At 32.3% G+C, this 23,343-nt stretch carries 20 protein-coding genes; 11 read left to right on the top strand and 9 right to left on the bottom strand.

The features are described from left to right. Nucleotides 1-170: 170 nt before the first annotated feature. The 9 genes from P2G10_RS04905 to P2G10_RS04865 form a co-directional block, all read right to left on the bottom strand. Nucleotides 171-794: an alpha/beta hydrolase family protein gene (locus P2G10_RS04905; protein ID WP_338056304.1), complete on the bottom strand. Its 624-nt coding sequence runs from the start codon at nt 792-794 to the stop codon at nt 171-173. 13 nt (nt 795-807) lie between these two features. Next, nucleotides 808-1,701, bottom strand: coding sequence for a gliding motility-associated ABC transporter ATP-binding subunit GldA (gldA, locus tag P2G10_RS04900; RefSeq protein ID WP_275315443.1), 894 nt, complete (start codon nt 1,699-1,701; stop codon nt 808-810). Between the two features lie 123 nt (nt 1,702-1,824). Continuing rightward, on the bottom strand, nt 1,825-2,313 hold the full coding sequence (locus P2G10_RS04895; RefSeq protein WP_218772150.1) for a dihydrofolate reductase: 489 nt from the start codon (nt 2,311-2,313) through the stop codon (nt 1,825-1,827). Nucleotides 2,314-2,333: 20 nt separating this feature from the next. Next, nucleotides 2,334-2,519, bottom strand: coding sequence for a hypothetical protein (locus P2G10_RS04890; RefSeq protein WP_275315442.1), 186 nt, complete (start codon nt 2,517-2,519; stop codon nt 2,334-2,336). Between the two features lie 63 nt (nt 2,520-2,582). After that, the gene (locus P2G10_RS04885; protein ID WP_218772148.1) at nt 2,583-3,407 is read right to left on the bottom strand and encodes a thymidylate synthase; all 825 of its coding nucleotides are present in this window, start codon (nt 3,405-3,407) and stop codon (nt 2,583-2,585) included. 111 nt (nt 3,408-3,518) lie between these two features. Further along, nucleotides 3,519-5,237, bottom strand: coding sequence for a NupC/NupG family nucleoside CNT transporter (locus P2G10_RS04880; RefSeq protein WP_218772147.1), 1,719 nt, complete (start codon nt 5,235-5,237; stop codon nt 3,519-3,521). 13 nt (nt 5,238-5,250) lie between these two features. Next, entirely contained in the window at nt 5,251-5,859 is a 609-nt protein-coding gene (locus tag P2G10_RS04875; protein ID WP_218772146.1) for a bifunctional nuclease family protein, read from the bottom strand. A 141-nt stretch (nt 5,860-6,000) separates the two neighbouring features. Then, nucleotides 6,001-6,954 carry an electron transfer flavoprotein subunit alpha/FixB family protein gene (locus P2G10_RS04870; RefSeq protein WP_218772145.1) on the bottom strand — a complete coding sequence of 318 codons (954 nt, stop codon included), beginning with the start codon at nt 6,952-6,954 and terminating at the stop codon, nt 6,001-6,003. 93 nt (nt 6,955-7,047) lie between these two features. Then, the gene (locus P2G10_RS04865) at nt 7,048-7,788 is read right to left on the bottom strand and encodes an electron transfer flavoprotein subunit beta/FixA family protein (protein ID WP_218772144.1); all 741 of its coding nucleotides are present in this window, start codon (nt 7,786-7,788) and stop codon (nt 7,048-7,050) included. Between the two features lie 213 nt (nt 7,789-8,001). Between P2G10_RS04865 and P2G10_RS04860 the strand changes: the two genes are divergently transcribed. The 11 genes from P2G10_RS04860 to P2G10_RS04810 all read left to right on the top strand — a co-directional run bounded on the left by P2G10_RS04860 (nt 8,002) and on the right by P2G10_RS04810 (nt 23,285). Further along, the gene (locus P2G10_RS04860; RefSeq protein WP_218772143.1) at nt 8,002-8,985 is read left to right on the top strand and encodes a pyruvate dehydrogenase complex E1 component subunit beta; all 984 of its coding nucleotides are present in this window, start codon (nt 8,002-8,004) and stop codon (nt 8,983-8,985) included. Between the two features lie 75 nt (nt 8,986-9,060). After that, a complete protein-coding gene (locus tag P2G10_RS04855; protein ID WP_275315440.1) occupies nt 9,061-11,589 on the top strand; it encodes a DUF5686 and carboxypeptidase-like regulatory domain-containing protein in 2,529 nt (842 codons plus the stop codon). Between the two features lie 103 nt (nt 11,590-11,692). Then, a complete protein-coding gene (locus P2G10_RS04850; RefSeq protein WP_275315439.1) occupies nt 11,693-12,220 on the top strand; it encodes an inorganic diphosphatase in 528 nt (175 codons plus the stop codon). Between the two features lie 118 nt (nt 12,221-12,338). Continuing rightward, nucleotides 12,339-14,831: a sodium-translocating pyrophosphatase gene (locus P2G10_RS04845; protein ID WP_275315438.1), complete on the top strand. Its 2,493-nt coding sequence runs from the start codon at nt 12,339-12,341 to the stop codon at nt 14,829-14,831. A 115-nt stretch (nt 14,832-14,946) separates the two neighbouring features. Continuing rightward, nucleotides 14,947-16,269: an anthranilate synthase component I family protein gene (locus tag P2G10_RS04840; RefSeq protein WP_275315437.1), complete on the top strand. Its 1,323-nt coding sequence runs from the start codon at nt 14,947-14,949 to the stop codon at nt 16,267-16,269. A gap of 35 nt (nt 16,270-16,304) precedes the next feature. Next, nucleotides 16,305-17,225, top strand: coding sequence for a sterol desaturase family protein (locus tag P2G10_RS04835; RefSeq protein WP_275315435.1), 921 nt, complete (start codon nt 16,305-16,307; stop codon nt 17,223-17,225). Between the two features lie 5 nt (nt 17,226-17,230). Then, entirely contained in the window at nt 17,231-17,464 is a 234-nt protein-coding gene (locus P2G10_RS04830) for a hypothetical protein (protein ID WP_260587019.1), read from the top strand. Nucleotides 17,465-17,467: 3 nt separating this feature from the next. Next, nucleotides 17,468-18,289 (top strand): alpha/beta hydrolase, encoded by an 822-nt coding sequence (locus P2G10_RS04825; protein ID WP_275315432.1) that lies wholly within the window; start codon nt 17,468-17,470, stop codon nt 18,287-18,289. Between the two features lie 16 nt (nt 18,290-18,305). Beyond that, nucleotides 18,306-19,619: a tRNA lysidine(34) synthetase TilS gene (gene tilS, locus P2G10_RS04820; protein WP_275315431.1), complete on the top strand. Its 1,314-nt coding sequence runs from the start codon at nt 18,306-18,308 to the stop codon at nt 19,617-19,619. Between the two features lie 26 nt (nt 19,620-19,645). Beyond that, entirely contained in the window at nt 19,646-21,610 is a 1,965-nt protein-coding gene (locus P2G10_RS04815) for a protein-disulfide reductase DsbD family protein (RefSeq protein WP_218772134.1), read from the top strand. Nucleotides 21,611-21,746: 136 nt separating this feature from the next. After that, a complete protein-coding gene (locus tag P2G10_RS04810) occupies nt 21,747-23,285 on the top strand; it encodes a YifB family Mg chelatase-like AAA ATPase (RefSeq protein WP_275315430.1) in 1,539 nt (512 codons plus the stop codon). The last annotated feature ends 58 nt before the right edge of the window (nt 23,286-23,343 follow it).

Below are 23,343 nucleotides of genomic sequence, written 5' to 3'. Positions count from 1 at the left end.
GCAGATAACTGAGTTTCATTCCAAGGATGTTTTACATTAAAAACATGATCTGCTCCTTCAATAACTTGTAGTTTACTTTTAGGATTCCATTCATGCAGTTCTTTTGCTTCATTAATAGAGATTGAAGTGTCATTATCTCCATGGATAATTAAATGCGGAATCTTTAATTGTTATTCAGCAGATTTGATATTAAGGCGTTTCTCATTATCTTTAAAATCAGTATAAAACTGATAATAATGTGGCATTTGTTGTTTCGTTCTTCCATTTACAACATATTTAACACCAGATTCTTTCCATTCTTTTAAGTTACCAACAGTAGCAGTCCGTTTGCCTAAATCACTAACACTTGCTAATGTAATAAGTTTTGTAATTCTATTATCTTCTGATGCTTTTATTATTGCAATGCCGCCGCCTCTACTATGACCTATTAAATTAATATCACTTGTATTAAAACTTTCACTGTCTTTAAAATAAGAAGCCGCCCAATCTAACACATCATTTAAATCGTCAAGTTCTTTTGTGTAGTTATTATTCCCGAAGGCTTCTAAATCTGTAAAATCAATAGGATTTTCTATAGTTCCTCCGTTATGAGAGAAGTTAAATTTAACAAAACAAAATCCTACATTAGCAAAATATTCAGCCATTAAATTCCAAGCCCCCCAATCTTTAAAACCTTTATAACCATGACAAAAAATAACAATCGGTTGATTACTCTTTTCTCTTGAAGAAAACACATCAATTAAAATAGATTTTTTATCAACTCTATCTAGAATTATGTTCTTTTTGATTTCCATAATAGGAGTTATTCTAATTAGTCAATTCTCTAAACAAGCTTTCTAAATTTTTATTTTCGGTATTTAAACCAAGAATTTTAAGTCCATTTTCTTGCGCAAAATCAAAAATTACTGGGCGCATATCTTCTGATGTTTCAAAAGTAAGTATCCAATTATTTTCTACCGTATTTTTATAATAAACAATATTTGGTAAACGCTGTATAAATTGTTCTTCTAACTTATAATCAAACGTAACTTTAATTGTTTGTTCCTTGCTTGTTTTAAGTTCAGAAATTGGTTTATCAATAACCAGTTCCCCTTTATTTATAATAATTACACGATCGCAAACCGCCTCTACCTCTTGCATAATATGGGTAGATAATAAAACTGTTTTATTCTTACCAAGCTCTTTAATCAACTCACGAATTTCTACTAATTGATTCGGATCTAAACCTGTAGTTGGTTCATCTAAAATCAATACTTCCGGATTATGTAAAATTGCTGCTGCCAAACCAACTCGCTGTCTATATCCTTTTGACAGTTGATTGATTTTTTTATGTGCCTCAACTAATAATCCAACTTGTTGAATAACAGTTTCTATTTCTTCTTTTTTAACTTGATGCAATGATGCTTGAAATTGTAAATACTCACGCACATACATATCTAAATACAACGGATTGTGTTCAGGTAAATAACCTATTTTTTTCTGTGCTTCAATAAGGTTTTTAACAACGTCTATTCCGCTTACAAAAACAGTTCCTTCACTTGGCTGAATAAATCCGGTTAAGATTTTCATAGTGGTAGATTTTCCCGCTCCGTTTGGACCTAAAAACCCCACTATCTCTCCTTTTCTTGCTTTAAAAGAAATATCATTGACTGCTTTTTGTGTTCCGTAAATTTTGGATATAGAAGTAAGTTGTATTGACATATTTTTATCAATTGAGGTTCTGAAATAAAATCAGAATAACATAAATTATCGTGTCTCTTCGAGCGCAGTCGAGAAGTATTTTATACGGTCTCGACTGCGCTCGACTTGACATTTAAAAACCGTTTATTTTCTTTTGTAAGAAACGAAACTGTAATCGTATTTATTTTTTTCATCTGCTTTGCAATCCTCTCTAGATATTTCTTCCCAAACATCTAAATCAATGGTTGGAAAAAAAACATCTGCTTCAAAATCGTGATGAACAATCGTAATATCTAATTGATCAACCAACCCTTTTTCGATGGCTTGTTTATAAACCTGGGCTCCTCCAATTATAAAAACATCCGAAGCTGATTTTGATAATTCAATAGCCTCTTCAATTGAGTTCGCGACCAAACATCCATCTTTAAAATAATCATTATTCCTAGTTATAATAACCGATGTACGATTAGGTAATGGTTTTCCAATACTTTCGAAAGTATTACGCCCCATTAAAATATAATGTCCCGAAGTAACTTTCTTAAATCGTTTTAAATCCGCAGGCAAATGCCAAATTAAATCATTATCTTTTCCTAAAGCATTGTTATTTGCTATTGCAGCAATTATTGTAATCATAGATTGTATTTAATAAATGGCTAGACACTCTTTGCCCACTCTTTAATATAACTTGTTAAATCTCTTTTACTTGTAGTAGCTTCGGCTAAAACATCTGTTTTTATATTATCAACTAAAGTTTCTATTGCTTCTAAAACCTTTTCATCATTAATATCAGCTATTTTATCATACAGAGCATCTTTTAAAACATCAACATTTGTAGTCATTTTCTATATTTTTTAGGTTCCTATTACAAAGCTACTAAAGAAATTATAAAAAATAATGTTAAATTATACTGCTACAGCACCTTTAATATGTGGATGCGGATTATAATCTACTAATTCGAAATCTTCAAAAGTAAAATCTTCAATGTTTTTGATTTCAGGATTCATTTTCATTTTTGGTAATGCCCTTGTTTCTCGAGACAATTGCAATTCTAATTGTTCGATATGATTGCTATAAATATGTGCATCTCCAAAAGTATGAATAAACTCCCCTGCTTCATAACCACAAACCTGAGCAATCATCATTGTGAACAATGCATATGAAGCAATATTAAACGGAACACCTAAAAAGATATCAGCACTTCGTTGATATAACTGGCAAGATAATTTTCCGTCTGCTACATAAAACTGAAAAAATGCATGACACGGAGGTAAAGCTGCTTTATCGTTAGCAACGTTTTCAGAAAATGATTTTGAAGTATCAGGCATTACAGAAGGATTCCATGCAGAAACTAACATTCTACGACTGTTCGGATTCGTTTTTAGTGTTTCAATAACATCTTTTAATTGATCAATTTCATCACTATTCCAATTACGCCATTGATGACCATAAACAGGTCCTAAATCGCCGTTTTCATCAGCCCAAGAATTCCATATTTTAACACCGTTTTCTTGTAGATACTTAATATTTGTATCACCTTTTATAAACCAAAGCAACTCATATATAATCGATTTTAAGTGCAACTTCTTTGTAGTTACCATCGGAAAACCTTCACTTAAATCAAAACGCATTTGATAACCAAAAACACTTTTTGTTCCTGTTCCTGTTCTATCACCTTTCTCGTTTCCGTTTTCTAAAACGTGTTTTACTAAATCTAGATATTGCTTCATCTTCTACTTTTGATTTCTGTAAAAATAAAAAAGCTTCAACATTTAATGCTGAAGCTTTTAAAATTATATTAATAAGTTATTAACTATTTAGTTATCTGTGGCGACTCGCCACTACCCAATAATCATACCGGCTATGGTTGCAGACATTAAAGAAGCTATTGTTCCTCCAATTAAAGCCTTAATACCAAATTCTGATAATGTTTTACGTTGCCCTGGTGCTAATGACCCAATACCACCAATTTGAATACCAATGGATGCAAAATTTGCAAATCCGCATAACATATAAGTTGCCATAATAATAGATTTATTATACGTTAAATGCGTTGCGTTTGCAATATTTTTAAGTTCTGCTAACTGAATATACCCAACAAATTCACTTGCAGCTAATTTAATACCTAACAATTGCCCCATTAAAGCCATATCTTCTTTTGCAACACCAATCAACCACATTAAAGGAGCAAAAACATATCCTAAAATTGCCTCTAAAGAAAACTTAGTATAACTTGTATTTGCCGCCATCCAAGTGTTTAGTGATGTGACATCTCCTACCCAACCTAAAACACCATTTATCATAGCTATGAAAGCAATAAAAACTAATAACATTGCTGCTACATTCATTGCTAATTGCAAACCTTCTGTTGTTCCGTTAGCAATAGCATCTAATATATTCGAACCTATTTTATCAGACGAAACCTCAACTTCTGTATTTACTTTTTCTGTTTGTGGATACAAAATTTTAGATATAATTATGGCTCCAGGTGCTGCCATTACTGACGCAGCCAACAAATGCTTTGCATACAATAATCGTAAACCTTCGTCTTCACCTCCCAAAAACCCAATATAAGCTGCTAAAACAGCTCCGGCTACTGTTGCCATACCACCAATCATTACTAATAGTATTTCTGATCGGTTCATTTTTTCTAAATATGCCTTAATCAATAAAGGAGCTTCTGTTTGACCTAAAAATATATTTCCTGCAACAGATAAACTTTCTGCACCTGATATTTTTAAAACCTTAGATAAAAGCCATGCTAACGCTTTTACTACTTTTTGAATTAAGCCAAGGTAAAATAATAATGATGTTAATGCCGAAAAGAAAATAATGGTAGGTAATACTTGAAAGGCAAAAATGAATCCGTAAGAACTCATATCTGATACCAAACCACTAAATAGAAATTCACTTCCTGCTCGTGTAAAATCTAATACGCTTACAAATAAACCTCCAACTATTTCAAAAGCTGTTTGAACAAAAGGAACTCTTAAAACACCTATGGCAATAACCAACTGAAAAGCCAATCCTAAACCAACCGTTTTCCAATCAATCCCTTTTCTATTGGCACTAAATAAAAATGCGATAATTAATAAAGAAACCATTCCTAAAACACCACGCCATAAACTCTGTGTAGAAAATCCACTACTTGGTATAATAGCTTCTGACATCTCTGTTTTTTCTTTACCTTGATTTGCTATAAACACTGCGTTATTGCTAGATGTAAAACTATATAACACATCTTTTTCTGCTAATACTAATGCTTCCTCTGTTAATTCAACTACATTATAATAACGAACTGTATCATTAGGTTGTTTGTGATTAAGAATTAATAAATTATTCTGATGAATATAATTTCCTGCTGCTTGTAAACTGTCTTTAGCGAGTATAGAATAATTAAAATCACCTCTAGTTAAGTTTAAAACATCTGATGGATTTACGGCAACTACCGAATTACCATCAGTAGTAGTAATCGATGAAAAACTCCACTTTTTCTCTATGCTCTGACCAAAAGTTAGTATTGATGCACAAAGCATTATGAGAGTAAATAATTTCTTCATTTTATATATTTTATTAAGAACGTTTGCTTATTTCGTCACGAAGTTCTGCTGCTAACTCATAATCTTCGTTAACTACAGCTTCATTAAGTTGTTCGTGTAATTCTTGTAATGATAAATGCGTATATCCCTTTTCCTCTTCAAACTCATCTTCTAAAGAGAATTCTATCTCGTCAGATTCTAGATCTTCTTCTATAATTAACTCTTCGTCTAGCTTTAAGTAAACACCTGCTTTATCTAAAATATTTTCATAAGTAAAAATAGGTGCTTGAAAACGAACTGCCAGTGCAATTGCATCAGAAGTACGAGTATCAATAACTTCTTCAACTCCTTCTCGCTCGCAAATTAAACTAGAGTAAAAAACACCATCAACAAGTTTATGAATAATAACCTGAGTTACTTTGATAGAGAATTTATCAGAAAATGTTTTAAATAAATCGTGTGTAAGTGGTCTTGGTGGTCGAATTTCTTTCTCTAAAGCGATTGCTATAGATTGTGCTTCGAATGCTCCAATAATAATAGGGAGTGTTCTTGTACCGTCCATTTCACTTAGCACTAATGCATAAGCTCCACTTTGAGTTTGGCTATACGAAATCCCTTTAATAGTTAGTTTTATTAAACTCATGTACAATTATAAAATAACAAAAAGCTGTCTAATTTTAGGCTCTACGCTTCAAATTTAGACAGCCTTCTTAAGTGGGCACAATTTACTAAAAATTATGAGTTGAACTCTAATTTCTATAAAAAGAAAATTTACCCACTAAAATTATGCTTGTTTAAAAGCTTTTAATTTTTCTATTAACTGCGGTACAACTTCAAAAGCATCACCAACAATTCCGTAATCTGCAGCTTTAAAGAAAGGAGCTTCTGGATCTGTATTGATAACCACTTTTACTTTTGATGCATTAATACCAGCTAAGTGCTGAATTGCACCCGAAATACCAATGGCAATATATAAATTTGAAGCTACTGGCTTACCAGTTTGCCCTACGTGTTCACTATGAGGACGCCATCCTAAATCAGAAACTGGTTTAGAACATGCTGTTGCAGCTCCTAAAACAGTTGCTAACTCTTCAATCATTCCCCAGTTCTCTGGACCTTTCATTCCACGACCTGCAGAAACCACGATATCAGCATCAGCAATAGTTACTGTACCACTAGCTTTATTAATACTTTCTGATTTTACTCCTAGCTCTGGCAAAGTTGCATCAAAACTCTCTGTCGATCCGCTTACCGAATTTTCGTGAGCTCCGTATGAATTCTTTGCTACTCCTACTACTTTTTTCTCTGTTGAGATTTCAGTATTGTTAAATCCTTTATTTGAAAAAGCTTTTCTTCTTACAACAAACGGACTAACACTTGCTGGCAAAGCAACAACATTAGATGCATATCCTGCCTCTAAACCTACAGCAACTAAAGGAGCTACCGTAAAACCATTAATACTAGAATCTATGATTACTGTATTTGCTGATTTTGATTCTGCTACTTGCTTAATAATAGAAGCGTATGCTTTTGCATTAAAAGATGCTACGTCATTTTTTACTTCAATTACTTTTTCTGCTCCGTATGCATATAATTCAGAAGCATCTCCACCGTTGATAGTTAATACCAACATGTCGCTTCCTAATTGTTCTGCTACTTTTTTTCCGTATGAAACTACTTCAAAAGCAGTTTTTTTAAATTTTCCTTCCGATGCATCGGCAAAAACTAATACAGACATATTTTTATGTTTTTTTATGTTATCGCGAGAAAAATAATTTTTAAAACAAATTACCTCACTTTATTCGCAACAACGTGGTTTTAAATCTTACTATTAAATTGCTTTCGCTTCGTTGTGTAACAAGTCGATTAATTCATCAACAGTATCAACTAACTTTACAGCTCCTTTTTCAGCAGGCTTCTCAAAATTTTGAGTAGCAGTACTTGCAGCAACACCTGTTGGTTCTACTACAGCTAAAGGTTTTTTACGAGCCATCATAATTCCACGCATATTTGGTATACGTAAATCTTTTTCTTCTACTAACCCTTTTTGCCCCGCAATTACCATTGGTAAAGTTGAAGAAACTTTCTCTTCTCCTCCATCAATCTCTCTTCTTAAAGAAACATTTGCCCCATCTATTTCTGCACCTACACAAGCATTTACAAAATTAAAATCAACTAAAGAAGCTAACATCCCTGGTACCATTTGACCGTTGTAATCTGCTGATTCTTTACCTGCTAAAACTAAATCGTAACCACCGCTTTTAACAACAGCTGCTAATTCTTTAGCAACCATAAAACCATCGGTAGGTTCTGCGTTTATACGAATTGCATCATCTGCACCAATAGCTAAAGCTTTACGTAAAGTTGGTTCTGTTGAAGCACCTCCTACATTTACAACTGTTACACTAGCACCTTGCTTTTCTTTAAACCACATAGCACGAGTTAAACTAAACTCGTCATAAGGATTTATAACATATTGAACTCCGTTAGTATCAAACTTTGTATTGTTATCTGTAAAGTTAATTTTCGAAGTAGTATCAGGTACATGACTGATACAAACTAATATTTTCATATATCGTTGTTTTTAAGAAACTTAATTTTTGAGCTACGAAGTTACGGTTTTTTTTTAATTTACTATGCATGCATAGTATTTTTTTTAACTTCCTAATTATTTAATAACAGAAGGTTACAAAGGTAAGTAACGATTTGTTTAAGTTAAAAACCTATTTCTTATTTCTATTTTTGTTATTTTTGCAATCTTGATAAACAACTACTAATATAACGTATGAAAACAATACAATTTAGAGAGGCTATTTGCGAAGCTATGAGTGAAGAAATGCGAAGAGACGAGAGCATTTACTTAATGGGTGAAGAAGTAGCTGAATATAACGGAGCTTATAAAGCTTCAAAAGGGATGCTAGATGAATTTGGTGAGAAAAGAGTTATTGATACTCCTATTGCTGAATTAGGTTTTGGTGGTATTGCAGTTGGATCTGCAATGAATGGAAATCGTCCTATTGTTGAATACATGACTTTTAACTTCTCTTTAGTTGGTATTGATCAAATTATTAACAATGCTGCTAAAATTCGTCAAATGAGTGGTGGACAACTAAATTGTCCTATTGTTTTTCGTGGCCCAACAGGTTCTGCCGGTCAATTAGGTGCTACACATTCACAAGCTTTTGAAAACTGGTTTGCAAACACACCAGGTTTAAAGGTTATCGTACCATCTAATCCTTATGATGCAAAAGGTCTATTAAAAGCAGCTATACGTGATGATGATCCAGTTATTTTTATGGAATCTGAACAAATGTATGGTGATAAAATGGAAGTTCCAGAAGGTGAATATATCATTCCTATTGGTGTTGCAGATATTAAAAGAGAGGGTACAGATGTAACGGTAGTTTCTTTTGGTAAAATTATTAAAGAAGCTTATAAAGCTGCGGATGAATTAGCTAAAGAAGGTATTTCTGTTGAAATTATCGACCTACGCACTGTTCGCCCAATGGATCATAATACAATTTTAAAATCTGTAAAGAAAACTAACAGATTAGTAATACTTGAAGAAGCATGGCCTTTTGGTAGTGTATCTTCAGAAATTACTTTTAGAGTACAAGATGAAGCTTTTGATTATTTAGATGCTCCTATAAAAAGAATTACAACTGCTGATACACCAGCACCATATTCACCAGTTTTATTAGCTGAGTGGCTACCAAATGCTAGTGATGTTGTTAAAGCTGTTAAAGATGTTTTATATCTTAACAAGTAATAGAGAAATAAGAAATTAAAAAGAAACAAAAATCCTTTTGACATTTGTCAAAAGGATTTTGCAGTATTAAAAAAAATGAAGAAATCACTCCTAATCCTACTTCTACTCATTACCAGTTCTTTATATTCTCAAATCACATTAAAAGGTAAAGTTGTTGATGAATTTAACAACCCTATGCCTTTTGTTACTGTATTTTTAAAAAATACAGTATTCGGAACGACCACCAACGATGATGGAACATTTTTTTTAAAAACAAAGAGATTTAGAGGTACTTTAGAAGTTTCTTTTATTGGTTTTCAAACACAAACTTTAAAAGTTAATAAAAAAACTAAATACTTAAATATTTCTCTTAAAGAAGAAGCTGATCAATTAGATGAGGTAATAATTGTTTCGAAACCTAAAAAGCGATTAAAGAAAAAAGAGAATCCTGCATATCGTATTTTAAAAGAAATCTGGAAAAGAAAACGAAAAAACGGACTTGATTTAGTTGATAATTATCAATACAAGAGACAAAGCACTATTGAATTAGGTCTTAACAATTTAGATACTATTTTTTTAAAAAACATTTTTAAAGATGAATATCAAAAAACAATAGATAAGGTAAAATACGATAGTGATGGTGTTAATTATTACATTCCAATTTATTTAAACGAAGAAGTAGCGAATATATATGGAGATAATAAAAACGAGAATATTAGAGAAGATATTGAAGCTGAAAAATCTGAAGGACTAGGCACAAAAGGTTTTGTCTTTGATAGAATGTCAAACACTTTTCAAGATGTTGATGTCTTTAAAAACAACATCAACTTATTAAGAAAATCTTTTATAAGCCCTTTATCTAACGATGGTTTTGCTACATACGATTATGTACTTTATGACAGCATCGTGAAAAATAACAAAAAATCATACAACATATACTTTTTTCCTATCAGAGATGGGGATCTAGCTTTTCAAGGGAACTTTTGGGTATCTGATAAAACATTTTCTATCGAAAAAATAAAAATGAAAGTCCATAAAAGCATCAACTTAAACTTTGTTAGAGGCTTATCATTTGAAAAAGAGTTTGAAGTAAGAAACGATAGTATTTACATACCTACTAAAAATGCCTATGTAGGTGATTTTACATTTCTTGACAAAAATGAAAGCAACAAAGGGTTAACAATCAAAAAAACAATTCTTTACAACGACTATATATTAGACAAACCACTTGCTAAGGATTTTTACACACAAGAGATTGTTAAAATAAGACCCAACCAATACAGAAAAGAAGACTCCTATTGGAAATCAAAACAAAATGAAGAAAGCAACTCAACATATAATTTTATAAGTATTGTAAAAGAAAAAAAACAAATTAAAAACATAACTGGCTTAATAAATACGGTTGCTAGTGGATTTATAAATACGCCAGCCGGAATTCAGTTTGGACCATTATGGACAATCTTTGCCAACAACCAAGTAGAAGGCTTCAGAACCAAAGTTGGCTTCAGAACCTTTAAATCTAAAGATGATCGTTTTCGTTTAGGTGGTCACTTAGCCTATGGTTTTAAAGACAAGGAATTTAAATACGGTTTAGAAGGTCGCTATTTATTATCATACAAACCAAGAATAGCAGTTGGGTTGGCATATCAGAAAGATATAGAACAATTAGGAAGTGTTTTATTAAATACTACGCAACTCTTAGGTTCCTCTTTTGGTACCGACGCTTTATTTTCTAGAGGTGACAACTTCTTTTTATCTAAAGTAGAAAAAATTGCTACTAATTTCGATTATCAGATTAAAACCAATTTACACGTAGGTGTTAACTTTTCACATGCAACCATAGAATCTGCATCTCCGAAAGATTTCTCTATGGATTATCTTGATGAAAACGGAAATATTAGATCTGGAATAACAGATGTTGCTTCTGATCTTTACATTTCTTATACACCTGGTCGATTTGTATACGGACTAGGAGTTGAAAGACGTTTTGGGCGTAATATTTTTCCGACTTTAGTCTTGAATTATCGCAGAGGATACAAAGGAGTATTTAACGGATCACATACTTACGATAAATTACAGTTTAAATATAACCAACCTATTCTTTTAAGTAAATTCGGAGTTTTAGATGCTACTCTAGAAGCAGGTAAAACATTTGGTACACTACCAATAGGTTTATTAAACGTAATACCAGCAAACCAAACATTATCATTAACAAAAAACACATTTGCCTTACTAAATTACTATGATTTTGTTACCGACTCTTATTTAGCGACACATTTCGAGCAGCATTTTAATGGCTTCCTCTTAAACAGGGTTCCTTTACTAAAAAAACTTAAACTACGTAGTTTGGTTACTTTTAGAGCTGCATACGGAACCATATCTAAAGAAAACAGAGCTATTAACGATGGTCTAGTAAATAGTAGTGGCGCTGCAAATATTAACTACAACACCCCTAATAAACTCTATTATGAATACAGTGTTGGTCTTGAAAATATTGGGTATGGTAACTTACGTTTTTTACGTATAGATGCTATTTGGAGAAGCAACTACACACCTCCTGCAGGCTCATTTGCTCCACCAACTCCGAAGTTCGCAATACGAATAGGAATTAAACCAGGCTTATAATCATTAGTTTAACAATAAAATAATAGTTCTTTTTTGTTAAAAAACACTAATAAATTATTACTTTTGCAAACCGATTTTTAGAAACGAAGAAAAGCAAGATAATATGACTGCAAAAGAAAGAAAAACAGTAGATGTTTTAATTGAAATACCAAAAGGAAGTAGAAATAAATACGAATACGATTTTGACTTAGGAAAAATTCGTTTCGATAGAATGTTATTTTCATCAATGATGTACCCTGGAGATTATGGTTTCATTCCTGAAACTTTAGCTTTAGATAACGACCCATTAGATGTATTAGTTTTAGGAGCTGAACCAACTTTTCCTATGTGTGTTATGGAAGTAAAACCTATCGGTGTTTTCCATATGGCAGATGAAAAAGGACAAGATGAAAAAATTATCTGTGTTCCTGTTTCTGATCCTATCTGGAGTCAATTAAACGACTTAAAAGATATGAATCCTCACCAAGTGAAAGAAATTACTCACTTTTTTCAAGTTTATAAAGACTTAGAAAAGAAAAAAGTAGATGTTGGTGGTTGGGGAGACGCAAACGAAGCTTATGAAATCTTAGATAAGTGTATCGAGCGTTACGAAAACAGCGAGCATAAAGCAAACGGAGATTTTACTATTTAACCAGTAAAATTCTATATAAATTACCAAAACCTCTCAGAACATTCTGAGAGGTTTTTTGTTTAGTCGCTGATTTCGTTATATTTACGAACATCAATTAACTAATCAAAACATAATTTATATGCAATCAATAATGATTTGGATGCCAATTGCAGCTGCTGTAATAGGATTACTTTACATGCTCGTTAAGAAAAAATGGGTAATGAAACAGAATTCAGGAGATGGGAAAATGAAAGAAATTTCTGACCATATTTACGAAGGTGCCTTAGCTTTCTTAAATGCAGAATACAAACTATTAACAGTTTTTGTAATTATCGTTAGTATATTACTGGCAATTATAGCCTACTTCGTTCCAACAACAAGCTATTTAATCGTAATTGCATTTATATGCGGTGCTATTTTTTCTGCTTTCGCAGGAAACATGGGTATGAAAATAGCGACCAAAACAAATGTAAGAACTACGCAAGCAGCAAAAACAAGTTTACCTAATGCCCTTAAAATTTCTTTTGGAGGCGGAACCGTAATGGGACTCGGCGTTGCCGGATTAGCAGTTTTGGGATTAACTACATTCTTTATCGCTTTCTTTTACTTCTTTACGGGAGGTGTTTGGACAAACACCATGGATATGACAATTGTTCTTGAAACTTTAGCTGGATTCTCTTTAGGTGCTGAAAGTATTGCTTTATTTGCTCGTGTTGGTGGAGGGATCTATACAAAAGCTGCAGATGTTGGTGCCGATTTAGTAGGTAAAGTTGAAGCTGGTATTCCTGAAGATGACCCACGTAACCCTGCTACAATAGCAGATAATGTAGGTGATAACGTCGGTGATGTTGCCGGTATGGGCGCAGATTTATTCGGTTCGTATGTTGCAACAGTTTTAGCTGCAATGGTTTTAGGAAATTATGTTATTAAAGATATGGGAGGAAGTATTTCTGATGCCTTTGGCGGAATTGGACCTATATTATTACCAATGGCAATTGCGGGTATCGGAATTATAATTTCGATAATCGGAACCATGTTGGTGAAAATTAAAAGTAATGATGCTAAAGAGTCTCAAGTAATGGGCGCCTTAAACTTAGGTAATTGGGTTTCTATTGTTTTAGTAGCAATCGCTTGTTTTATTTTATGCAAATGGATGCTTCCAGAAAACATGAAAATGGAATTCTTTGGTGAAGGTTTACAAGACATCTCATCTATGAGAGTATTTTACGCAACATTGGTTGGCTTGGTTGTTGGTGCTGTTATTTCTTCAGTAACTGAATATTATACTGGCTTAGGAAAATCTCCTATTTTAAAAATAGTACAACAATCTTCTACGGGGGCCGGAACAAATATTATTGCCGGTTTAGCAACAGGTATGATTTCTACATTCCCTTCTGTTTTATTATTTGCTGCCGCAATTTGGTCATCGTACGCTTTCGCTGGATTTTACGGAGTAGCACTAGCCGCGTCCGCAATGATGGCAACTACCGCTATGCAATTAGCTATTGATGCTTTCGGACCAATTGCAGACAATGCTGGTGGAATTGCAGAAATGAGCGAACAAGAACCAATTGTACGTGAACGTACAGATATTTTAGATGCCGTTGGTAACACAACTGCCGCAACAGGGAAAGGTTTCGCAATTGCTTCTGCCGCATTAACATCATTAGCTTTATTTGCTGCTTATGTAACGTTTACGGGAATAGACGGAATTAATATTTTTAAAGCACCTGTTTTAGCTATGTTATTTGTTGGTGGAATGGTTCCCGTTGTTTTTTCCGCTTTAGCGATGAATGCCGTTGGTAAAGCAGCCATGGAAATGGTACAAGAAGTAAGACGCCAGTTTAAAGAGATTCCAGGAATAATGGAAGGTACTGGGAAACCAGAATACGATAAATGTGTCGCAATTTCTACAGAAGCTTCTTTAAGGGAGATGATGTTACCAGGAATGTTAACAATCGGATTTCCTTTAATTATTGCTTTTGTTCCAATGTTATTCGGAATGAATAATTTAGCGATTGCCGAAATGTTAGGTGGCTATATGGCTGGTGTTACAGTTTCGGGTGTACTTTGGGCAATATTTCAGAACAATGCCGGTGGCGCATGGGATAATGCTAAAAAATCTTTTGAAGCTGGAGTAGAGATCGACGGAAAAATGACTTATAAAGGTTCAGATGCTCACAAGGCAGCGGTTACTGGTGATACGGTAGGTGATCCTTTTAAAGACACTTCTGGTCCATCAATGAATATTTTAATCAAACTTACCTGCCTAATTGGCTTGGTAATTGCTCCTATTTTAGGCGGACACAATATTGATGCAAATTCTCATTCCGAAGATATTACTATCACAAAAGATGGTGAAACAGTTAAAGTGGAACTTAAAAATGTTACCTATACTGATGATGACGGTAAAACAACCGTCATCAAAAACGAAATCAGTAAAATTATAAAAGTAGACATTAGTAAAAATGATAACGGAACTGCAAAAGCCACAATAATTACAACTGCAAACGAAAACGGAGAAGAGGTTATAAAAGAAGAAGTTATAGAAGGAACTTTAGCCGAGGTTAAAAAGAAAATAAAAGCCTTTGAAAAAAGCGGAGAGAGAATTAAAATTAACGTTACGGAATAAGATCATAAAATCGTTAAAGAAATAATCGTTGATGTTGAAAAAGTAAAATAATTTAACAACTATATTTTATAGAAACCCGATAGTTATATTCTATCGGGTTTCTTATTTTTGTAAGATGTCTAAAAGAACCCAATCTGATTTTAAAATAGAGAACCCGAAAGAGTTTGAGCAAAAATTATTTGCTTGGTCTAAACAGTTTGAAACTGCTATTTGGTTGGATTCTAATAAGTACGAGCAAAAATATTCTTCGTTCGATTGTTGTTTGGCTGCAGATGAATTTACATCGATAAAAACTGATGCTCATAATGCTTTTGATAAATTAAAAGAATATCAATCATACACCAAAGATTATCTTTTTGGCTATATTTCTTATGATGTAAAAAATGATGTTGAAAAACTACAATCCACTAATTTTGACGGGCTTCATTTTCCTGACTTGTATTTTTTTCAACCTCAAAAGTTAATTTTCATTAAAGGAAATACGGTTGAGTTTCATTATTTACAAATGATAGATGATGAGCTAGAAGAAGATTTTAATGACATCTTAGAAACGAATCCTAATCTTATTTTGAATGAAATCGAAAAATCATCAGAAGAAGAGAAAATCAAAATAAAACTTCGTATTCACAAAGATGAGTACCATCAAAAAGTAACAAAAATTTTAAAACATATTCATAGAGGCGATATTTATGAAGCTAATTTCTGTCAAGAATTTTATGCTGAAAATACCAATATCAATCCTTATAAAATATACACGCATTTAAACGACATATCAGAACCACCTTTTGCTACTTTTTTCAGGCACGAAAACTTGTATTTATTATCAGCAACACCAGAAAGGTATTTAAGAAAAGAAGGAACAAAAATTATATCACAACCAATTAAAGGTACCGCAAAACGATTAATCGATGTTATTGAAGATGATAAAATAGCTTTCGATTTATCACGCGATGAAAAAGAACGAGCAGAAAATGTGATGATTGTAGATCTGGTTCGCAATGATTTATCAAAAACTGCAAAAAAAGGAAGTGTTATTGTTGAAGAACTTTGTAAGGTGCATTCTTTTAAACAAGTGCATCAAATGATATCAACCATAGTTTCTGAGGTAGAAAAAACCATACACCCTGTTGATGTTATTAAAGATACATTTCCGATGGGAAGTATGACCGGAGCTCCGAAAGTATCAGCAATGAAAATTATTGAAGAATTAGAAGAGACCAAACGCGGATTGTATTCAGGAACCCTTGGTTATTTTACGCCTAATGGCGACTTTGACTTTAATGTAATTATTAGAAGTATTTTATACAATACAAACAAAAAATACGTTTCATATTCAGTTGGTGGCGCAATTACAGCCAAGTCAACTCCCGAAAAAGAATATGAAGAGTGCCTACTAAAAGCAAAAGCAATGAAATATGTGCTATTAAACTCAAAGTAGTTCACTATATTGAACCCTCAATATTTAAAAATTCCATGAATTTTACCAATCCATTAGTATATGGCATACCTTGTTTTTTGGGTCTCATTTTATTAGAACTTACTTATAGTAAAACACACAATAAAAAAGACTTATATAACTGGAAAGATTTAGCCTCTAGCCTAACAATGGGAGTTGGATCTGTAATTTTAGCTCCTTTAATTAAAACTATTTCGGCAATTATTATCTTTAATTATGTGTATGAAATTTTTAATCCGCTAGTAAATGGTGTTCGTATGAATATTATGGGTTGGGAGTCTTTTGGATATGCTTGGTATGTTTGGATTGCTTGCCAATTGCTAGATGATTTTAGCTACTATTGGTTTCACAGACAAAATCATATGGTTCGTTTTTTATGGGCGGCACATATTGTTCATCATTCATCAAATAACTTTAATTTAGGAACCGCCGTTCGTAATGGTTGGTTTACCATTTTATACAAACCTTTTTTTTATATGTGGTTACCTGCAATTGGTTTCCCACCAGAAATGGTAGTCGTTTGTTTGGGAATTGAAGCTTTATGGCAATTTCAATTACATTCGGTTTACATATCAAAAATTAAATATATTGATGTAATTTTTAACACACATACAATGCACCAAGTACATCACGCAAAAAATATTGAATATATGGATAAAAATCATGGAGGATTTTTAAACATTTTTGATAGAATATTTGGTACGTGGAAAGAATTAGATGAAGAAATTGATATTGAATACGGTGTAACTCATGCTCCTAATTCATATAATCCTTGGGTAATTTTAACCCATGAATATAAAGATATTTTTAACGATACCAAAAAATCTAGTAATTGGATTCATAAATTTATGTATATTTTTGGCCCTCCGGGATGGAGTCATGACGGAAGTACGATTAGTGTTAAAGAGATGCGAAAACTTATCGCCCAAAAAAAATAGGAGTAATGATAATAGATCAAGAAGAAAAATTTAAAGAAGTACTTCCTAAAATAGAAGGAAACGTAAATGAACAAAGTTTTTTTAATAAATTTTTAGAACTGTATCCTGAAGCTTGGAAACAACATAAAATTACCTTCTCTAAATTTAAGAGAGGTAAACAGTTTGGAAAAACAATTCCGTTACCAAAACCCGAAGTTTCTTTGAGAAAAGAAATAAGAATCTGGTTACAAAAACAATAAACTATGACTCATCAAGAATTTAATTTCGATTATCATAAAACTACTTTTTTTGGTCAGTTTTGGCAACCCGAAACTGTAAAAGCTGTGGTGGTTATTATTCACGGAATGGGAGAACACTCTGGTCGTTACCAACATGTTGCTAAAAAACTAACAGATAATAATTTTGGTGTTATTGCTTTTGATCATTTTGGCCATGGTAAAACTACCGGAAAAAGAGGTCATAATCCTGGTTTTGATACTGTTTTAGAAAGCCTCTCAAAATTAACTAACAAGGCAATCAGTGTTTTTGGCAACAAACCAATGTTTTTATATGGGCATTCAATGGGCGGTAATGCTGTAATAAATTATACATTACGTAAAAATCATAATTTTGCAGGAACCATTGCTACAAGTCCAATGTTAAAGTTAGCCTTTGATCCGCCAGCATGGAAATTATCTTTAGGTAAACTTATGCAAAAAATTGCACCATCTATTACTTTAGGTAATGAACTTGATGCAAACGATATATCTCGCGACAAAGAAGAAGTTAAAAAATATATTAATGACTCTTTAGTACACGATAAAATTAGTCCGAATTTTTCTTTATCATTTATTGACTCCGGTGAATGGGCTATTGAAAACGCATCAACTTTAAAAAAACCAATGTTATTATTACATGGAACTGGCGATAAAATTATCGATTATAAAGGAACCGAAGCTTTTGCCAATGCTACAGAAAAAGCAAGCTTAAAACTTTATAAAGGCGGTTACCATGAGCTACAACATGATTTATGTAAAGAAGAAATGATGCAAGACATTGTTAACTGGTTAAATAATCAACTATAAAAATATAGTTTATAAAATGTTACAACAATTAGCGGAACATATTGATAATCATTTTTCGTTTTTAAAAGAAAGAAAACTCTTAATTGCAATCTCTGGTGGAGTTGACAGCGTTGTTTTAACACATTTATTACATCAATTAAACTTTACTATTTCTTTAGCACATTGTAATTTTCAGCTAAGAGATGAAGAAAGCAATTTAGATGAACTGTCTGTTAAAGAGCTAGCCAAAAATCTAAACATTCCTTTTTTCTCAGTACTATTTGAAACATCCAAGCATGCTGAAGAACATAAGTTATCAACTCAAATAGCTGCTAGGAAGCTTCGATACAACTGGTTTGATGAATTGATAAAAGAACATAATTTCGACTATATTTTAACTGGTCATCATGCTGATGATAATCTAGAAACTTTTATTATTAATTTAACCCGAGGAACAGGTTTAGATGGCTTAACAGGTATTCCAGCTATAAACGGAAAAATCGTTCGTCCTTTATTAATTTTCTCACGAGAACAAATAGAAACATACGCCACAGATAACAACATTCAATGGCGAGAAGATGCTAGTAATTCTGAAATAAAATATATCAGAAATAAAATAAGGCATCAAATAGTCCCTCTTTTAAAAGAGCTAAACCCTAGTTTTTCAAAAACACACCTTAAAACTACTGCCTTCCTTAAACAGTCTCAGCAAATTGTTACTGATAAAATGGAAGAAGTATCATCCAAAACACTAAGTAAAAAAGGAGCTCTATTAAAAGTAAATATTCTAGAACTACTCAAGTTATCAGATCCAAAAATTTATTTATATCAACTTTTAAAAGAGTATAAATTCACAGAATGGAATGATGTTTACAACTTAATTTATGCCCAATCAGGCAAGAAAGTCGTAACAAATTCACATACTTTATTAAAAGATAGAGATTTTTTACTACTTTTACCCACTAATGAGCAAGATACTATTGAAAATGAAGAGGTTATAATTCATAAGGATAAAATAAGAATAACAAATCCGATTAACTTGTTATTCGAAAAGGTTCTTAAAAAAACAATTATTGATACAAATTGTATTTTTGTTGATAAAATTTTGTTAAATTACCCCCTCGTCATTAGAAAACAAAAAGCTGGCGATTATTTCTACCCAACAGGTATGTTAGGTAAGAAAAAGGTTAGCAAGTATTTTAAAGATGAAAAATTATCTCTTTTTGATAAAAACAACACGTGGTTGCTTTGCTCAAATGATGATAAAATTATATGGATTATTGGAAGGCGACAAGACAAACGTTTTTTACCTTCAAATAAAACAACACAATTATTAAGAATAACTAATTAAAAACAACCCCTTATAAACTAACTCGAATGAAAAAATTCTTTACTCTATTTTTATTATTCATCGGTTTAACGGTATTTTCCCAATCTGATGACAATCCTATTGTGGTAACACCTACCGTTGAAAAAATTTCGGATACAGAATACGACTTAATTTTCGATATTGAAATTGCAGAAGACTGGCATTTATACTCACAGTACAACCCAGAAGATGCTTCTTTACCAATGTCAATTTCTCCAGCTGAAGGACAAACAGGTTACACTCTTAACGGAAAAGCAAAAGAAGGTGATACTGAAACTGAATTTAGTGAAATTTGGGGGAAAGATGAAATATTCTTCGTAGATGAAGGTAGGTTAGTACAAAGAATTACAGTTTCTGATGCTAGCTTAACACAAATAACACTTAATTTAGATGCACAAGTTTGTAAAGAATATTGTCTGCCTTTTGATGAAGATTTTACTTTTTCATTAATTGGAGAAGAAGTTGTACAAACTGTTGTTGAAGTTGATGACAAGAGTCAATCTTTAGCGCAATCTTTAAACCTAAACTTAAAAAACACTGCTTTATTAAAAAGCACAACTCAAAAATCTTCTGAAGAAGACGGAGATAGTTTACTTAACATATTCTTACTAGGATTTGTTGGAGGTTTACTTGCTTTTTTAACTCCTTGTGTTTTCCCTATGGTACCTTTAACGGTATCTTACTTTACTAAGCATAATGAGAAAAAAGGAAAAGGGATTCGTAGTGCTATTCTATATGGTTTCTTTATTGTGTTAATATACGGTTTATTAAGCTTACCTTTTCACTACTTAGATACTTTAGATCCTGAGATTTTAAATAGTATTTCAACAAATATGTGGTTGAATTTATTTTTCTTTACTGTATTAATATTCTTTGCAGGTTCATTCTTCGGATTTTACGAATTAACACTACCTAGCTCATGGAGTAATAAAGCAGATAGCGCCTCTAGTATAGGAGGAATTATTGGTATATTCTTTATGGCTTTAACTTTAGCTATTGTTTCTTTTTCTTGTACAGGACCTATTTTAGGGTCATTATTAGCAGGCTCTTTAGGAAGTGATGGTGGTGCGATGCAATTATCAGCAGGTATGATTGGTTTTGGAGCAGCTTTAGCATTACCTTTTGCTTTATTTGCAATGTTCCCTAAATGGTTAAATTCTTTACCAAAATCGGGAGGCTGGTTAAATACTGTAAAAGTATTTTTAGGTTTCTTAGAATTAGCTTTTGCTTTTAAATTCTTATCAAACGCCGATTTAGTAGGTCACTGGGATTTATTAAAAAGAGAAGTATTTATCGGTATTTGGGCTTTTATATCATTATTAACTGCATTATATTTATTCGGTTTCATAGGTAAAAAGTACGGTAAAATTACTTTCTTTAGAGTATTATTAGGAATGGGTTCTTTAGCTTTAGCTATATACTTAGCTCCTGGTGTAATGGAAAAACCGGTATGGAATCAAAATGCTCTATTAAGTGGGTTTGCTCCACCTCAATTTCATAGTATTTACAAAAAAGACAACAAATGTCCTTTAGGATTAAATTGTTTTAAAGATTTTGAAGAAGGTATTGCTTATGCAAAATCAGTTAACAAACCAGTATTATTAGATTTTACAGGATGGGCATGTGTTAACTGTCGTAAAATGGAAGAAAATATTTGGGTTAAACCAGAAATCTATTCTTTAATTAGTGATGATTATGTTTTAATATCTTTATATGTTGATGATCACGAAAGACAATTACCTGAAGAAGAACAATTCGATTTTATTAAACCAAATGGTAAAGTAAAAAGAATTAGAACTTATGGTGATAAATGGGCTACTTTACAAGTTGCTAACTTTAAAACAGCATCTCAACCATTTTATATATTAATGAGCCCAAATTTAGAGCTTTTAAACTCACCTCAACAATATACAGATCATACATCATACTATAACTGGTTAAAAACAGGATTAGATAATTTTAACAATAACTAATCCATTACAATATATATTTAAAAAACACCTCTTTAATAAAGAGGTGTTTTTTTGTTAGACTAACTAGTAATAACATCACAATCTATAATTAAAAAAAGATAATAATTTTAGCTATCTTTAACAGAAAGAGAAAGTTATGCTAATAAAAACCTATGGATCTGCTGTTTTTGGTATTGAAGCCACAACTATAACTATAGAGGTTAATATAGATAAAGGAGTAGGTTATCATTTGGTAGGTTTACCAGACAATGCAGTTCGCGAAAGCTCATATCGTATTTCTGCAGCATTTAATAATAATGGATTTAAGCTTCCCGGGAAAAAAATAATTATAAATATGGCCCCTGCCGATATTCGTAAAGAAGGCGCCGCTTACGACTTAACCTTAGCTGTTGGTATTCTTGCTGCTTCTAATCAAATTAAAACCACAAACATTAACGAGTACATTATAATGGGAGAACTTTCTTTAGACGGAAGTCTGCAACCCATTAAAGGGGCTTTACCAATTGCTATTAAAGCTAGAGAAGAAGGTTACAAACATTTTATACTACCAAAAGAAAACGCAAAAGAAGCTGCAATCGTTAATGATTTAAATGTACTAGCGGTTGATAATATTATGCAAGTTATTAATCACTTAGAAAATAAAGAATTAATAACGCCTACAATAGTTGATACTCGTGCAGAATTTTTCAAGCATATTGATTTTCCTGAGTTTGATTTTTCTGATGTAAAGGGACAAGAAAGTATAAAACGCTGTATGGAAATAGCTGCCTCTGGCGGACATAACATTATTTTAATTGGTCCGCCAGGAGCAGGAAAAACAATGTTAGCAAAAAGACTCCCTTCCATATTGCCACCAATGACATTGCAAGAAGCGTTAGAAACTACCAAAATACATTCTGTTGTTGGTAAAATAAAAAATTCGGGATTACAGTTTAGTCGTCCTTTTAGATCTCCACACCACAGCTGCTCGGATATCGCTTTAATTGGTGGTGGAAATAACTTACCTCAACCGGGTGAAATTTCCTTAGCTCATAATGGTGTTTTATTTTTAGATGAATTACCAGAGTTTAAACGCGGAGTTTTAGAAGTAATGCGACAACCTTTAGAAGACAGAGAAGTAACAATATCAAGAGCTAAATTTACAGTAAACTATCCAAGTAGTTTTATGTTGGTTGCTAGTATGAATCCTAGTCCATCTGGTTTTTTTAACGATCCTAGCTCACCAATGACATCTTCGCCTGCAGAAATGCAGCGCTATTTAAGTAAAATATCCGGACCCTTATTAGATCGAATTGATATACATATTGAAGTAACTCCAGTTCCGTTTGATAAATTATCAGAAGAAAGAAAAGGAGAACCTAGTGTAGAAATAAGAAAACGAGTAACAAAAACTCGTGAAATACAAACAGCACGTTTTAGTAATTCGGATACTGTACATTACAACGCCCAGATGAATGTAAAACAAATTCGTGAGTTTTGTAAACTATCCACCGAAAGTAAAAATTTACTAAAAAGGGCTATGGAAAAACTAAATTTATCTGCAAGAGCTTATGATCGAATTTTAAAAGTAGCACGTACAATTGCAGATATTGATGCATCTATAAATATAAAATCTGATCATCTAACAGAAGCAATTCAATATCGAAGTTTAGATAGAGAAGGCTGGTTGGGATAAAAAGTTAAAACATCGTGTTTGTACAGAAAAATCAGTAATTTAGTAACTTATAAAAAAC

It is taken from the genome of Tenacibaculum bernardetii, from assembly GCF_029125915.1.
In the GTDB taxonomy this organism is placed as follows: domain Bacteria; phylum Bacteroidota; class Bacteroidia; order Flavobacteriales; family Flavobacteriaceae; genus Polaribacter; species Polaribacter bernardetii.
This window is presented reverse-complemented; position numbering and strand designations above follow the sequence as displayed.